The sequence below is a fragment of the Paenibacillus xylanexedens genome (assembly GCF_001908275.1).
GTDB lineage: Bacteria > Bacillota > Bacilli > Paenibacillales > Paenibacillaceae > Paenibacillus > Paenibacillus xylanexedens_A.
Genome location: NZ_CP018620.1, coordinates 565,673 through 581,774 on the forward strand (window position 1 = coordinate 565,673; position 16,102 = coordinate 581,774).

15 protein-coding genes are annotated in these 16,102 nt (G+C 46.0%); 3 read left to right on the top strand and 12 right to left on the bottom strand.

Features of this window, described 5'->3' with window-relative positions; genetic code table 11:
- Positions 1 to 98: 98 nt before the first annotated feature.
- The 3 genes from BS614_RS02345 to BS614_RS02355 form a co-directional block, all read right to left on the bottom strand.
- A complete protein-coding gene (locus BS614_RS02345) occupies positions 99 to 368 on the bottom strand; it encodes a CD3324 family protein (protein ID WP_036611734.1) in 270 nt (89 codons plus the stop codon).
- Positions 369 to 639: 271 nt separating this feature from the next.
- Positions 640 to 1,566: an oxidoreductase gene (locus BS614_RS02350; RefSeq protein ID WP_074092813.1), complete on the bottom strand. Its 927-nt coding sequence runs from the start codon at positions 1,564 to 1,566 to the stop codon at positions 640 to 642.
- A 60-nt stretch (positions 1,567 to 1,626) separates the two neighbouring features.
- Positions 1,627 to 2,535, bottom strand: coding sequence for a helix-turn-helix transcriptional regulator (locus tag BS614_RS02355; RefSeq protein ID WP_074092814.1), 909 nt, complete (start codon positions 2,533 to 2,535; stop codon positions 1,627 to 1,629).
- Positions 2,536 to 2,604: 69 nt separating this feature from the next.
- Here BS614_RS02355 and BS614_RS02360 point away from each other — a divergent pair, with 69 nt between their 5' ends.
- On the top strand, positions 2,605 to 3,171 hold the full coding sequence (locus BS614_RS02360) for a dihydrofolate reductase family protein (RefSeq protein WP_074092815.1): 567 nt from the start codon (positions 2,605 to 2,607) through the stop codon (positions 3,169 to 3,171).
- Between the two features lie 145 nt (positions 3,172 to 3,316).
- Here BS614_RS02360 and BS614_RS02365 read toward each other — a convergent pair whose 3' ends face one another.
- Both BS614_RS02365 and BS614_RS02370 read right to left on the bottom strand, forming a co-directional pair.
- Complete coding sequence (locus tag BS614_RS02365; RefSeq protein WP_074092816.1) at positions 3,317 to 4,441, bottom strand: SGNH/GDSL hydrolase family protein; 1,125 nt, start codon at positions 4,439 to 4,441, stop codon at positions 3,317 to 3,319.
- A gap of 62 nt (positions 4,442 to 4,503) precedes the next feature.
- Complete coding sequence (locus tag BS614_RS02370; protein WP_074092817.1) at positions 4,504 to 5,100, bottom strand: TetR/AcrR family transcriptional regulator; 597 nt, start codon at positions 5,098 to 5,100, stop codon at positions 4,504 to 4,506.
- A gap of 198 nt (positions 5,101 to 5,298) precedes the next feature.
- On the opposite strand from BS614_RS02370, the gene BS614_RS02375 reads away from it, so the two are divergent.
- Complete coding sequence (locus BS614_RS02375; RefSeq protein ID WP_074092818.1) at positions 5,299 to 6,057, top strand: MBL fold metallo-hydrolase; 759 nt, start codon at positions 5,299 to 5,301, stop codon at positions 6,055 to 6,057.
- A 93-nt stretch (positions 6,058 to 6,150) separates the two neighbouring features.
- Here BS614_RS02375 and BS614_RS02380 read toward each other — a convergent pair whose 3' ends face one another.
- The 7 genes from BS614_RS02380 to BS614_RS02410 all read right to left on the bottom strand — a co-directional run bounded on the left by BS614_RS02380 (position 6,151) and on the right by BS614_RS02410 (position 15,327).
- Positions 6,151 to 6,873 carry an amino acid ABC transporter ATP-binding protein gene (locus BS614_RS02380; RefSeq protein WP_074092819.1) on the bottom strand — a complete coding sequence of 241 codons (723 nt, stop codon included), beginning with the start codon at positions 6,871 to 6,873 and terminating at the stop codon, positions 6,151 to 6,153.
- The gene (locus tag BS614_RS02385) at positions 6,870 to 7,526 is read right to left on the bottom strand and encodes an amino acid ABC transporter permease (RefSeq protein ID WP_074092820.1); all 657 of its coding nucleotides are present in this window, start codon (positions 7,524 to 7,526) and stop codon (positions 6,870 to 6,872) included. Before BS614_RS02385 ends, BS614_RS02380 begins: the two co-directional genes overlap by 4 nt.
- Before the next feature lie 17 nt (positions 7,527 to 7,543).
- Complete coding sequence (locus tag BS614_RS02390; protein WP_074092821.1) at positions 7,544 to 8,341, bottom strand: transporter substrate-binding domain-containing protein; 798 nt, start codon at positions 8,339 to 8,341, stop codon at positions 7,544 to 7,546.
- 334 nt (positions 8,342 to 8,675) lie between these two features.
- A complete protein-coding gene (locus tag BS614_RS02395) occupies positions 8,676 to 9,569 on the bottom strand; it encodes a response regulator (RefSeq protein ID WP_074092822.1) in 894 nt (297 codons plus the stop codon).
- Positions 9,541 to 10,860 (bottom strand): sensor histidine kinase, encoded by a 1,320-nt coding sequence (locus tag BS614_RS02400; protein ID WP_074092823.1) that lies wholly within the window; start codon positions 10,858 to 10,860, stop codon positions 9,541 to 9,543. Before BS614_RS02400 ends, BS614_RS02395 begins: the two co-directional genes overlap by 29 nt.
- A 168-nt stretch (positions 10,861 to 11,028) precedes the next feature.
- Positions 11,029 to 14,166: a hybrid sensor histidine kinase/response regulator gene (locus BS614_RS02405; protein ID WP_074092824.1), complete on the bottom strand. Its 3,138-nt coding sequence runs from the start codon at positions 14,164 to 14,166 to the stop codon at positions 11,029 to 11,031.
- 3 nt (positions 14,167 to 14,169) lie between these two features.
- Positions 14,170 to 15,327, bottom strand: a complete 1,158-nt coding sequence (locus BS614_RS02410; protein ID WP_074092825.1) for a response regulator — start codon at positions 15,325 to 15,327, stop codon at positions 14,170 to 14,172.
- Positions 15,328 to 15,502: 175 nt separating this feature from the next.
- Here BS614_RS02410 and BS614_RS02415 point away from each other — a divergent pair, with 175 nt between their 5' ends.
- Entirely contained in the window at positions 15,503 to 16,000 is a 498-nt protein-coding gene (locus BS614_RS02415; protein WP_074092826.1) for a DinB family protein, read from the top strand.
- Positions 16,001 to 16,102: the final 102 nt, after the last annotated feature.

The following is a 16,102-nucleotide window of genomic DNA, read 5'->3' on the forward strand; positions in this document are numbered from 1 at the left end:
AGTTAACAACCTCGAATATATAAAAAACCTTTAATAACCATTTTTTATCCTTACAGGAAAAAGCCACATTCGATTGCTCGAACATGGCTTCTATAGTTTCATCCCTTTTTGCAATACACAATTTTCTTGATGCTATCGATGGATAAACAGTATTGGTCCGCAAGCTGATCGATGGTTGTTCCGGCAGCAAAAAGCTGGCGGATCTCGTCGTTCCGCTCCCGGACAATCCTTCTGCCACCCGAATTCTCGCCCCACTTCTTGTGGGCATCCTTGGGCCTCGGAATATAGATCAAGCCACCAGAGATATGACGCTGTATTTCTTTGAGTAATTCTTCCGGGAAGATTGTATCCGCATTAATATATTTCACGTTGCTCCACTCCTTAAAAGTTAAAATCTTTAAGGCAGCAGAGTCGTACAATGAACACATTGGATATGCACTACAATGATATGGCGGAAATGGATTTCACGCTCTATACAAACAACCGCCGTTGTTCATCGCATGGACTCTGCATAGAGCGGATCGTGAAACTTCTTATGAATCGAATCATGGTAGCCCCCCATTCAGTTAATCTTATTCGTGCTGAAGAACTTTTAACTGTCTATACCATAATAAGGTTTACTTTCCTTCATGGCAAAATCTACACGTCGAATCTGTAATATACCCCTGTTAATTCTTCTGATACGCTCCATAGCTTGTTTGAGATGTTAGCATCATATAATTTTTCGATGATCTTAGCGCTCTTGGGATAGCCCTTAGTGCCGCCCATACCACTAGGAGCAATATACTCCCCTCCCGTGATCGTCGGATCTGCTGCAGCATATAAGGTAGGTAATGCCCCCATATGTGCCGGTTGACTAATGATTTTCAAAAGACTGCGCATGAATATATTGGTCTGTTTCCCCGAACCGAAGGAAAATAGATTGGTATGCGAAATTCCTGGATGAGCGGCGATACTCATGGAATCAATATGGGCGGAATTAAATTTATTCTGCAGCTCTCTCGCAAACATCAGATTGGCTAGCTTGCTTTGACTGTAGAACTTCATGGGATTATATCCTTTGGAGCCATCTAAATTATTAAAGTCAATCGCACCATTATGAGCTGCCATACTACTTACAGTGACAACTCTCGATTTCGGAGTAGAGATCAATCGAGCTAATAGTAGACCCGTAAGCGCAAAATGGCCTAGATGATTACTACCAAACTGCAATTCAAAGCCATCCTTCGTCAACTGGAATGGAGGGTTCATAATTCCTGCATTATTAACGAGAATGGACAAAGAATCGTATTGCTCAAGAAAAGCGGCTGCGAACTTACGAATACTAGCTAAATCGCTAAGGTCAAGCTGCATAACGATTACCTCTCCAGCTACATGCACAGACGACTTTATTTTATTAGCTGCCTTTTCACCTTTTTCCAGATTACGAACTGCAATGATAACTTTTGCGCCTTTTTCAGCTAACGCTAATGCCGTTTCATACCCTAACCCGCCGTTCGAACCTGTCACAATCACTACTTTATCGGATACAGTTGGGATGATGTCTTTAGTCCAAACTTCGCTCATTTATCTACACACCTTTCTTATCTCTTCCTTGATACCCTAATATCCAGCGTTTGAAAGCTCTTATCCCCCACCATACTGGCTTAAACTCCGTTCCAGCATCCCTCTAACCTGCTGTTGCAGTTCGAGCGGAGACACCACCTTCACTTCCGGCCCATAGGAGAGTAATTTCCGGGCTGTAAAAGAAAACTCCTCCGGCGGAACAAGTCCGCGCCATTCGTTATCTTGAACCGACTTGAACAACACATCTGACGCAGCAATCCTTGCTCCAAATTCCGTGAATTGCAGCACCACTTCTACGCTTGCTCTATCTTCTTTGGCATCTAGCCATGCCTTCAGGCTCGGAACAGATTTATCCACTGATTCCATAACCGTCAATTGCTGCATGCGATCCACCCGATACAATAATACGCGGTCCTTATTTCGGGCTGGCATGTACCAATGTCCCTGTTCATAGTAGATACCATAGGGAAAGACCTGGACTTTTTTATGCCCATTGCGGGCATGATACATAAATTCAATTTCTCTCTTTTCTACCGCTGCACCCAATATCTCGGTTGTTAAAAGCTCGGAATGCCCACCGGGGTGCTGGACAAAGGTGATATGCTCCCTCATTCGCATAATCAGATCCTGTACATCCTCAGGCAAAGTAGAGAAATACTGTTCAGCCAGATGTCCACGCATTGATCCATATGGAAAATCCGGGACTTGCTGTAGATATTCCAGCATCATAAACAGCCCTAATGCCTCCTGCTGTGTCAGTTGAAGAGGTGGCAAAATCCGATTGGGCAATACCCGGTATCCACCGTTCACGCCAACTTCGGTGTACAAGGGAAAACCCAGTGCCTGCAATGCATCCAGATCTCGCTGAATGGTACGAACCGAGACGTCGAAACGTTCTGCCAGTTCTCTAGCAGTGAACTTCTGTCTGGAATCCATCAGGCGCATGATCGCCAGTTTCCGATGATTCATTTATTCAACATCCTAACTACGTCAACTTTTGTCATAGTTAAAGTGTATCATACATTGTAGAAGGGAGCGATGAACATGTCTGATAACAAAACAATTTTGTACATTGCTATGAGTTTGGATGGATATATCGCAAGACTGGACGGTTCGGTAGATTGGTTATTTGATGTGGAGGGTGACGGAGGAGATAACGGATATGCTGCCTTTTATGAAACGATCGGTAGCGTTGTTATGGGACGTTATACGTATGAAGAGGTGCTCACACTTTCCGAAGATTTCCCCTATGCGGATCGGCCAACATATGTGCTTTCTCGCTCGGAACAGCCGCCCGCTCCGAATGTACAGTTTACAACCGAGGAGGTAGATACACTCATTCCCCAGTTAAAACAAACTTCTGATGGAGACGTGTGGATTGTGGGTGGCGGCATATTGGTTCAAGCTGTGTTAGCCAAAAAATTACTGGATGAGATTGAAGTCGCCATCATTCCCAAAATTCTTGGTGAAGGCATCCCCTTATTCCCGACAGGCACTGTGCCCAGTCACTTCAAAATGGTCCGGACCCAGACGCTGGGACAGATCATTTCGATTCGTTATGAGGTACAGAACACCGGCACAGCGGACACACCTTCGAATGTCTAGATAAGTAGAAAAGGAAAAAGACCATTCTTATCATGAAGGGCCCCCATTCCGTGAGACACATCTAACCATTGGGGTACCGTTCATGAAAGAGTGGTCTTTCCATTACCATGTATCAAGTATCAAGTATCAAGTATCAAGTATCAAGCTATCCTAGCATTCCTCGTACATATTCCGCTAACACATCTGCCGTCCTACGGTGAGATAACTCGCCTGGATGGGTGCGCGCCCCTACCGTCTCTTCGGTTGTATCAGGAAGCTGGATGATTGAGACCTTTCGGTCTCCTGTCCCCTTTGTATACGCATCAACCGCGCGGTAGATGGCAGGCATCATGGGAAAACCAAGCATGCCATAAGCCCATACGAGTTGTGCATCCGGATTGTTTTTCCGAAGTTTGAACAGGAACTGCTCCACTGCCTTCTCAAAAGCGGTCAGATCCTCTTCATGATATGTACCATCTTCATTCAAACGCTGCTTGTACACCTTGCCAGTGTCGGGATCTTTCCACTCAGGTGACTGAAATGCACCTCCATCATTGCTGCCCAAGTTCACGACCACCACATCCGGCTGCCACGAACCAAAATCATGCTGATCTCCTGCACCGAGCGCTTCGTTACGCTCACCAGTAAGCAAGCCACAGACCTGCTCGTAATACTCGGGGATGTTCCCTTTTGGATTGTTATCCCAACTTGTCAGCACACCCCAGCCACTTTGCGAGATGACCCGATACTCTGCATTCAATGCCTCTGCTGTCATAAACGTATAATTATGTATAGCGCTAAACCACATCGGAATCCAATCTTCCTCCGCTTTCGCTCCAATCGCACCTTCGCCAGATGTAATACTGTCACCAATGAACTCGATCTTGTACGGTTTTTCCTGCACAGGCAGGAACGCTCCATCCGATTTCACCGCATGAATCTGCAAGGCACAACCCGGGTCACCACTCATCGCTTGAACATCTTTGACGATCCGTACATTCTTCACCACATCTGCGTTCATGCCCCGGAATACACAGACCCAGTACCTTCCCGCCATTAACATCTGTCTGCTCACCGGAACATCGTTGATCAGAATGCTTATCCATGACTCATACATGTCATACTGCGACTCTACCTCAACCCATAGTTCGGAGCCCCGTACATTGAGTTCAACTGCACTCCCCGTCCAAAATAATGTCAACGGTGACAACTCTCCAGTTGTTCTGCCATGCACTTTGAGGTTATGAACATCGGACAATGCGTACGTCATCATTTTCTCATTACCTTTCACAATGCATTCCTCCTTGTTTTCAAAAAGAAAATAAGTTTTTCATTGCGTTATTCATAGTGTAATTACCTGACCAACATTCGGTCATCCATAAATTGAGTAATATGATTTACAGCATTTCGAATATACTTGCTATCTTCATAAAGCTTGCTTAACATAACACCTCCCTCGATTATGGCGATGATATTACTACTCACTTCCTCCAGTGCAATATCTGCTCTGAATTCCTTTTGCTCCATACCCTGAATCAAGACTTGTGTCAGTTCATTCAGCAGATTGGTCATGGCAAGCTGTGCTCTTTCTTTCAGCAACGGGTGTGCATCATCGCTTTCAACGGCTGTATTTAATAGGGGGCATCCCCCTTCCAGCGTATTGTTTTCCATCATATCAATATAAACACCGCATATGGCGAGTAGTTTGTCTTTGGAGCTTTTGACGCCTTCCAGAGCCTGTGAGTGAAATTGCAGCATCTGTGATACCGAATAATCAAAAGCAGCCAGTGCTATCTCATCTTTACTTTCAAAATGATTATAAATTCCGCCCTTGCGAATGCCACAACGTTCTATAATCTCAGACAGGGAGGCACCAGTATATCCCTTGGTGTTAAAAAGTGCTGCCGACTCACGAATAATATGTTCTTTGGTGATTTGGCCTTTGCGCAAAATACTCCCTCCTTTTCTATTCATACCAATTGGTCTTAAAATATCATACGCCTATCAAAGAACACAAGCACGCATGAATCCGTATGAAATACATGAAACGGAAGTCCCTTGCATGAGAGGTACGATTTATGTTATTTTAAACAGACCGGTCGGTATTATTTAAGCAAATACATATTATATCTAAGGAGAATTTCCGCCATGACGCTAGCCATTCAACATATTCGTAATGCCACCTCCCTAATCACCATACAAGGGAAAACTATTCTGCTCGATCCGATGTTAAGTGACACGGGAGAGCTTCCACCTGTCCCCTTCACACATCAAATTCGCAGGAACCCTACCGCCCCATTGCCTGTACCGCTTGAAACTTTTGAACATATTGATGCGATACTCGTTACACATTTACATTTTGACCATTTCGACAAAACGGCAAAGAAAATACTCAACAAAAAGATTCCTGTACTGTGCCAGCCGGAGGATCAACAACGCATTACTTCCTGGGGGTTCAAGAATGTATTCCCTATAGAGGAGACTAGGAACTGGAAGGGCATTCATTTTACAAGAGTTCAGGGGCAACACGCAAAAGGGAACATCTCCAGACTGCTAGGTCCCGTATCCGGTTTTATTTTGAACACTCCCGCTGAAGGATCGCTATATATTGTGGGCGATTGTGTTCTTACGGAACAGATTAAACACGTGTTCGACCAGCACAGACCTCCGATCTGCATCGTAAACGCACCAAGTGCTAAACTGTTACTCCGTTCCGTCATTACGATGACGCCTGAGGATGTCGTTACCATACTGAAGATTTCACCCTCAACCAAAGTCGTGGCCGTACATATGGATGCCATTAGTCATTGCACCACATCAAGAGAGCACCTGTCACACTACATAGAACTGCATCAGTTATTAGATTCGGTTGTGATTCCTGAAGACGGGCAACACATCTACTTCTGAACTATAAAAGAACATATACAAAATAAAGCCCTTCAACCAAAGTCCCTTGGAGGACTTTATTTGAAAGGCTATTTCTATTCATTCATATATACGTTATAAAACCTTACCCAGAAATGCCTTGGTCCGCTCATGCCGGGTATTCTGAAAGAGCTCTTCAGGCGTGCCTTCCTCCACAATATATCCGCCATCCATAAAGATCACCCGATCCGCCACCTCACGGGCAAAGCCCATCTCGTGTGTAACAACAATCATCGTAATTCCCTCATGAGCGAGGTCTTTCATGACTTGCAGCACTTCTCCAACCATCTCCGGGTCCAGTGCAGATGTAGGTTCATCGAACAACATCACACTTGGGTTCATGGCAAGTGCACGCGCAATGGCCACACGCTGTTGTTGTCCACCCGACAACTGCTCGGGATAAGCCTCCCTCTTCTGAGACAGCCCAACCTTGCCGAGCAGTTCCATTGATTTCTTCTCATTCTCAGCCTTACTCAGTTTCTTGATATGCTTCGGCGCGAGCATGATATTCTCCAGCACGGTCAGATGCGGGAAGAGGTTGAACTGTTGAAACACCATGCCCACATTGGTTCGTAACTGATCGATATCCGTCTTGGGTGAAGTGACCTCAATACCACCAATCGTCACCTTTCCAGACGTCACACCCTCTAGCAGATTGAGACAACGCAAGAAGGTACTTTTACCAGACCCGGAAGGCCCGATGACGCATACAACTTCTTTCTCCTGAATCGTTGTGGAGATGTCCTTCAATACCTCATTGGCACCAAACTGCTTTTTCAGGTTTTGTACGGTAATCATCGGATCGCATACCTCCTCTCAATGAACCGGGAAGCCCGGGACAACAGCACAATGATGATCAGGTAAAATATACCCACCACACCCCAGATTTCGAATGCCCGGAAGTTGGAGGAAATAATAATCTCCCCGCTCTGTGTTAATTCGGCGATACCGATCGCGGACAGCAGCGAGGTATCCTTAATTGTAATAATGAACTGGTTCACAAAGGTAGGAATCATGCGCCGGGTTGCTTGGGGTAACACAACCAGCCTCATCGTCTGGAAACGCGTTAAGCCCAGGGATCGCGCCGCCTCATGCTGCCCGTTGCTAATTGAATTAATCCCCGCCCGGAAAATCTCCGAGATGTACGCTCCGGCATTCAGACTAATTGCAATAATCCCTGCGGTCATCGCCGGAATACGCATATCCAGGAACACAGGCAGCCCGAAGTAGATGAAATATACCTGCACCAGAAGGGGGGTACCACGGATGATATCCACGTAAAGTGTAGCTACCAGCCGCAACAATCGATTCAAAGAAGTGCTCATCAGACCTGAGATCAAACCGATCACCATCGCAATGATGAGTGAGATCACGACTAGTTTTAACGTAACGACTGTACCCTCTAACAGAAGAGGCAGTGCGTCTATTATGACTTGTAAGGAGGAGTCCATCCGTACCACATTCCCTTCTATTTAGCCGTTGTTCCGAGATAGTTGCCAACAATCTCGTCGTACTTTCCACTTTCCTGCAATTTTTTCAGTCCATCATTAATCTTCTTCTGCAACTCCGCATCGCCTTTGGCAACAGCAATACCATAGAAGTCACCATTCAATCGGTCTCCAACGATTTTGAGTTTGGCGTTCGGATCGATGGCAATCTTATAGGAGATGACCGGGAAATCCTCCAGCGTAGCATCTGCGTTTTTGTTCGCGACTTCCTGATACATCGATGGGCTGTCATCAAAATATTTCACGGTTGCCCCATAGGTTTTCGCATATTCATCTGCGAGATTGGCACCTGAGGTTCCTTTTTTAATCGCAATAATTTTTCCTTTTAAATCTTCAGGACTTTGGATGTCCGCGTTATCTTCATGTACGATTAGGGACAGACCGGCCTGATAATACGGGTCCGAGAAGTCCACGACTTTTTTACGTTCGTCCGTAATGCTAATGCCTGCAATGGCTCCGTCTAACTGATTCGCCGTAATAGCCGGAATGATGCCTTTGAAGTCCATAGGTTTGATCTCTACTTCAAAGCCCTCTTCTTCCGCAATTGCGTTCATGAGGTCAATATCGATCCCTACATATTTACCGTCCTTCTGGAACTCAAAAGGGGGATACGTTGCATCGGTACCAAATATGTATTTCTCAACAGCTGAACCATTTGCCGATTGTGCATTGCTCTCTTCACCGGACTTTGCTGCACCGCAGGCACTAAGTGTTAGAGCAAGAACTGACGCCATTACAATGGATGCTACCTTTTTCATAGAAAAACCCCTTTTCCGAATTAGATTGGGATCGACCGAATCGACCATTTGTATTTATGTACGTATTGTAGTTCGCTCCCTACGCCAACTTACATGATCCTACACAAAATAATTACAACTTATGAAATTTAAATTAACATGTAATGTTTTAAGATAGGAAAACGTGCAAAAATCGCTAAAAAAAGATCCGATTTCGATATTTTATGTAAGGTTATATAACAATAAGGAAAGTAAAAAACAAAAAAGCCGAGAATCCGTGAAGGTGTTACCTTCGGGAATCCGGCTTTTGGATAAGAGAAAGAATATCTCAGTTACTATTTAGTTATTCAGTTGTTTAATTATTCATCTTTTCAATCGTCTCCATATAGAACACATGCAGGAACTTTTTGATATTAACCTTGCCTTTGTCGCCTGCCTGATCTTCTTCCATCGCTCTCATCTTCATTCGAACATCCTGGAAGTCGAAGTAGAGGGGAGCATAATGTTCGAACTTGTGGTTGCTATAATCGGTGAGTCCAATCGAGGCCATGTTGGTCAGTGCGGCAATTACCGTTCTGCGAATACGTTGTTCCATCGACTTGCACTCTTTCTCCACGTCCTTGGGCGTAGACTTGTACGTCTGGGCCACCGCTTCATACGACTCCTTCAGTGGCGGCCACTCCCCGGCACGCTTCTGATCAATCGCATACTCAATAAGGGCCACAATATCCTTGCTACCACTTTCCCCGATGATCCCGAGATCCATCAGAATGCTTCGTGCCGCCTCTCGCACCGTACGACCTTGGGCAGGGGCCGTCGCTTCCACCAGATTCAATCGGGCCATCGACTGTTTAATCTCCAGCACGTAACGTTCATACTTCCACTGTTCATTCACTTTGCTGAGCACATGCTCCACTTCCACCCGATTAATCGGTTTATGAATGAAAAATTCAATGCCGTTCTGGTAGGCCGCCCCTACCATCTCCTTGTTCTCCACCTGAGAGATCATGATGAATTTCCCGGTATAACCGCCGTGCTTCAGCTTCGCTACCGTCTCAATCCCGTCCTGATCCGGCATCAGCAGATCAATCAGCACCACATCGGGACGCAGATCCATAATCATGCGCGCCCCTTCTATACCGCCCTCTGCCATGCCTGCAAGCTCGCCGATTCCACAGGATTCAATGATATCATGCAGCATACTCCGGCTCACCACATCATCATCCACGATCATGATAGAAAGTGTCATCGACATCGGCCCCCTTGATTAGATTCATTTTGGGAATAGTTATAGCGAATGTTGTCCCTGTCTCTCCTTGAGGCGCCGACTCTACCTTAATTTGTCCCGCCAACGACTGAACGATATCACGTACATGGGACAGGCCAATGCCCGTCGCGGCAATGCCGACTTCATTGAACTTTGTTGTATAGCCCGGTTCGAAGATAACATCCCGTTTGGCTTCAGGTATACCTTTTCCAGTATCCATCACAACCAAATGCACGTCATCGTCCTGCTCATACACACGAATTCGGATCGTCCCGTCACGCTCAATCGCCTCTACCGCATTGGCAATCAGGTTATTCATTACCGTTAGAAGAGGAATGTAATACGGAGACTCACAATCATACTGTTGCTCGATGTTGATCTCGACCTGCTTATGCAGCATCTCACTATATTTTCGGTTTGCTTTACTGGCAAAGTTCAGCACTTCGGATAAGCTCATGTTAACCGCTTTTTCGTTATCATACAGCTTCAGCAGACCCGCGAGAATGCGTTGTGAATCCTTCTTCACTTCATGAATCTGCTGAGCGATGCCCAGCGTGCGCTGACTGTATTGATTCATGTCGTGCTCTCGGAGATCGCGATATAGATCATAGCTGTCTGCCGTAATGCCTTCGATCGTATTCATCGCTTTCTTGAGGTAAAAAACCTCGCCATACAGACCCGAGTTCACACTCAGCATCTGCTCCATCCGCTTCTCCTGTTCTGCATGTAAAAGCCGCATCTGCCTCACCGCAAAGCTGTTATAGAGCCCAATCACAAAGTAACTTCGCAGGCCGCCTACCACAAGCAGATACAACCATTCCTTCATATAAAAGATATTGGTCCCGCTTAACATTCCGCGAAGAAGAAGCTCAACAAGATTAGAGGAGAAATCGATACATGTGATTAACCCGCCGAGCAGAAGAGGCTGCATCTCATGGAATCGATGCTTGAACTTGCTAAGCCCATAGGCAAAGACCACATAATATACGCCTGCCCCCAGATTGTCCCGCATGCTTTCCAGAATGGACACGGTCTGTACATGATTGATGAGATCTGCCGACTGAAACAGCAAATTCGCGATGCCTGTCAGGATTCCTGTCTTCACATAAGACAAGTGTGGCATGATCATCAGCAGAAATAAAAGGATGCTAACCCCCAGCCCGATTCGGAAGTAATCTTCCCGGAACGGATTTATCTTGAATTGCGCCCCTACCGCAGTGGCAAAGGCAATGGCCGTCATCTGTACATTCTCATTTTTGACCCAATTGCGCATCGATCTTTTCACCCACTATAACAACGTTTAGCGCGCAATGCCGGAACCCGCGCTTCTAATGTTAAATATACTAACATATGAAAGATGCATTAGAAATAATTAAAATTAGGGAATGAACATGCAATCAACACAAAAAGGCCGGAAGTCTTCACTTCTGCGGCCTTTTCCTTATATCTCATCCGGAATATCAAATGATACCATCGTGCCCTCACCCGGCTCACTTACGATTGATAATCCCTGACCATACCGTTGCAACAATCTGCGGTTTGTATTCACAATACCTATTCCGCCTTTTCCACCTGGCGTAGCATGTAACAGCTCTGCAACCTTCTCCGGTTCCATTCCTTTGCCATTATCCTTCACTTCAATACGGGTATAACCCTCATGACGAGTGATGGATAGGCATAACGTACCGCCTACATTGCGGCTTAATAGACCGTGTCTGACGGCATTTTCAATCAAAGGCTGAATTGATAGCGGCGGGAGAAGCAACGGAAGGTCCGGCTCTACGTTTAATACCACCGACAATCGATCTTCAAATCGTGTTTTTTCAATAAAAAGATAGGCTTCCACGAGTTCCAGCTCGTATGATAATTTCACCAGTTCGCCTGTATTGAGATAGTTGAAGCTGATCCGTAAATAGGATGAAAAAGCATCGCCAAGCTTCCGCATATGCTCTGTATCAATATCACTTAAAACCATAAGTGAATTCAACGTATTAAACAGGAAGTGAGGCTGAATCTGAGCCTGTAAATAAGCGGCCTCCATGCGCAGGCGCTCTTGGATAGACTGATTTAGCATGGTCAATGCACGTATCCGATATTTTAGTTCCACCGCATCTACAGGCTTCGTGACATAATCATTGGCCCCCGATGCAAACCCCGTGTAGATATCTGGCGGCTGACTTCGTGCCGTCAACAGCAGCACAGGAAGCTCAGACATTGAGAATTGTTCCCTCACCTTCTGGGTTAACTCATATCCGGACATATTGGGCATCATCACATCTGTAATGAGCAGATCCCACTGACGTGTGCCGAGCAATTCCATCGCTTCCTGACCCGAACCTGCTGTAGTTATATCGTATGGTTCCGTCGAAAGGATGCTGACCAGCACATCCAGATTCACCGGATCATCATCGACAGCCAGAATGGTAGCTCTCCCTTCTTTTAGCAAAGGAGCCATCTCTGCTGTCGCCAAGGCTTCCGCGTCCCCCATACCTGGGCGGGGTAACAGGAATCCGCTAGGTGCATCTTCCATCATCTCCGCGGCCTGTTCCCAAATTAGAGGTAGCTGCGACTGAGCCTGATCGGCGGCTTCATCCGCGAGTGGTAGATCGAAGCTGAATACCGAGCCCTTTCCGAGTTCCGAGCGAACCGTAAGTGCCCCGCCGTGCAGTTCTACAAGCTCTTTGCAGATGTTCAGTCCAAGCCCGATGCCTTGTCCATCACTGATTCCATACGACCCTTGTTCATACGGAAGGAAAATACGCATCCGTGTATCCTCATCCATGCCAATGCCTGTATCCGTTACATGAATCAGAGCATGTCCTTCACGAATTTCGGCACTTACGGATATCGTTCCTTCCTCTGTATGTTTAAGCGCGTTATGCAGCAGATTATACAAAATCTGAACGAGCCTTTCTTCATCAGCCATGACCTGAGGGAACGATTCTGGAATCTCCATATGAAGGCGAACCGGTTTTCGTTCTGCCATGAATTGCAGCATGGCGATAACGCCAGGCACAACAGACTGTATGGAAAGAGGCCCCTGACGTAACTCAATGCGGTGCTCCTTCAGCCGGACTACATCCAGTAGATCACCAAGGAGATGTGACATCCGTCGACCGATCGTAATCAGCAACTCCATATCCTCCAGGCTCCGTTCATCCAGCCTGTTTTTCTCTCGGGTGACCACGTTGTGAGCGATGTTAATGATCCCGTGCAGTGGAGTCCGCAGTTCATGTGATGTATTCGCCAAGAACTGATCTTTAATTTTGTCGCCCTTCTGCAGCTCTGTATTCAGCTTCATATTCTCCCTGACATTCCTGAAGTATTTCTTGAACCAATAGGCAGAGAAGCCCGTAATCGCAAAGATGATGTCGATAGGATAATAGACAGTTGTCACATCTTTGGCTGTCTCGGCCACACTCCATATCAGGTTGGATGTAATGCCTCCTGCAGTAAGCAGCAGAAAAACAATATCCCGGTCCGCCTGTTTCCTGAAGATCATCGTTCCGACGATGTATAGAAACCAGATCATGGAGACAAGAAAGAATAGGTTAATGACGTTGTAATGGATCATGGCATATGTAATATGAATGGGCATCACCACAATCACGGCCGTATAGATCAAGGTCATGACAACATGCCACTGTAGCCATGCCTTTCGTACATGAACCATCGTTAATCTCTGGAATAACAGAAGGATACAAGCATTTTGCAGCAACAATGAGATCAATCGAATTTTAATGCCCCAGGTATAATTAATTGGAAGCCATAACATCAATATATTGTCATGACCCATCGTAACCGTGATGCCAACAGATAAAGTTAATACGGCTCCAACCAGCAAGGAACGTTCCTGTCGATTAAATGCGTAAAGAATACAGGCATACATGCCGTGGAGGAGCATAACCAGAAAGGTGAGCATCTGAAAACCAATGGAATACCAACGCGAAAAATCAACAGCTGCCTGTGAACCAAAGCGAACAGGTTTGCTAATTCCGCCCATATACGGGCTGTCGTAATTGGCTACACGGACCAATAATTCAATGGAGGTTGTTCCTTCCTGATCGTAGGTCGCTGTATATGAAGTGCTTCTGGGTATATATGTACTGCTATCCGTGGAGACCTCACCCATGCCCCCGTCCGCGTCTCCATTCATCTCAACCTCGGATGAACTTCGGATTCCCTTGAACCAGAAGGTTACCGGATTCTGAAGTGGATCTGTCAAAATGCGCAATCGATACGTTCCGTATCCGAACGAACTCTCTTGTTCCTGACTCTGTCCACTCTTCCAGTCCCCAGGGACCTGAACGGTCTTCGCACCGCCATCCCTCTTCGCAATATCTTGTTGGGTCAGCAACTCATCCGGGTAAAGTTCCCATTCCCCATTCAAGTACATGACAGGGGACTGATCCAGATCCACATCTCTCAAATCAAGCACCCCGTTAACGGCGCGATGCTCATCTACTGTGTGGAATAGCTCAGACCATACCGAGCGCATGCCAATTAACAATGCAAAAATGATCAGCATAATGAACAAATATCTGTAACGGTCCATACGTTTCGTTTGAAGTAATTTCATTAATTATTTTTTCATGACTTTGGTTAAACCGAGCTTCCAGTCCTGATACCATTCGGTAATATCCTCACTGATCGGTATCTCCAAATCTTGCTCCATTCTGGTGGTTAAGAGACGATACTGCTGCTCCACACCGAGATCGTTGTGCATTTCATCATATAACTTCATTAGAATAAAATAACTTTCTTCCTCATCCGGAAGCATATGCTGAATACGTCGTGTACTCTCAATTACTTTTTCCGCCAGCCCATGCTGCTGGTAATACAGACTTAGTTGTCTCATATGATACAGCCACAGATAGCGTAATCTTTCCCGCTCAGGTTCAGCCCACATGTATTCATAATTGCCAAGATAGGTACCCTTATATAGATGAAGCGCTTGCTCATAGGCATGAACCGTACTTGCGTCTACGACTTTCCATTGCCTGATTTCCCGTTCCCACTGCTCACTATCCAACTGAGCCTCACCCAGTTCGAGTCGATAACCTGCCTCCAGGTGTCCACTCTGAATCGTGATCATATCCATGTTGCAAGTTTTCAGGGTTTGGCGGACATGATACATCGCAGTGTAAAGTTGGTGTGCCGTCTTCTCCTCTTCCATTCCCGGCCACAGAAGCTCCAGCAGGACACTGCGATGGATAACCTGGTTCCGGTGGTGAAGCAAGTATGCAAACAGCTCCTGCGCCTTGCTTGTACGCCATTTGGCAACCTGAATATCCTTTCCTGGAAGCTTAAACTGAATCTGATTAAAACATAAAATTAAAGGTACATTTGTATCCTTTGACCGCTGCTCCCGTTTTACGCTCAGTTTCTCCCGGACTCGGCTCACTGTCTGCTTCAATCGATCCTTTTGGATGGGCTTCATCACATAGTCCAAAGCCTGTAGTTCGAAAGCATGCACCGCATATTGATCGTAACTGGTCACAAATATAATTTCGATACCCGGTGTTGCCGCCTGAATCTGTCTTCCCAGATCCATACCATCCATCTCCGGCATATGAATATCCAGAAATACAACATCAGGACGGTGCTCCACAATACCCGCCACAGCCTCTGTTGGATTCATATATGTAGCGATAATTTCAATGCCGCTTACTTCTTTTTCTAGTGATTTTTGAAGGCCTATCAACGCTAGACGTTCGTCGTCAACCAATATCACTTTCACAGGAGCTTCCTCCTCGACCCTGAGGTCTTGAGATTTATTTTCACTATTATATCATAGGCATTTTAAGTATTTAGGGTTCTTCGTTATCCATTTTTAATTTTTAGCAATTTAATTGTATAATACTAAATAGAAGACAGGTTATCAGATCCAGTCTTGGAAGAGAGGAAGGTACCATATGTCAGATGCTAATCAAAGCTTTGGTCAAGCCCTTGTCAAATCATTAGTGGGGGAACGCGGTCATATCCGCATCGCCCGTGCTCTACCCGATATCGATGTCACACTTGCTGCTCGTACGCACGATGCTATGCCATATACGATCTATCAGTTGGTGAAGCACATGCATTATTGGCAGCAATTCATGCTAGAACACTTGGAAGGACGCAAGCCACAGCTCCCTGCTAACGTGAGTGAGAGCTGGCCTGAGGAGAAGAGTCCACAGGACGAAGCCACGTGGAAGGCAGATATTCAGGCATTCTTGGATGGGGTTGATCAAGCCGTAGCCATTGCAGAAACTGCACAATTGGATGATCCACTGCTCTATTTCCCGGGTGAAACTAAAGCAGGGCTTCTACGCAATATCGCATCCCATAACTCGTACCATCTGGGTGAGATTGTTCTGCTGCGTCGCTTCTACGGCGCATGGCCGCCTCCAGGTGGCGGGTTCCCGGCGTAAACGATATTTACCAACAGATCTATTGGACGAATATACACACACCTCTAAGCTGTGAAAGGAAGATTGGTCCTTTTACAGCTTCTTGTGGTTATAGGCAAGTAA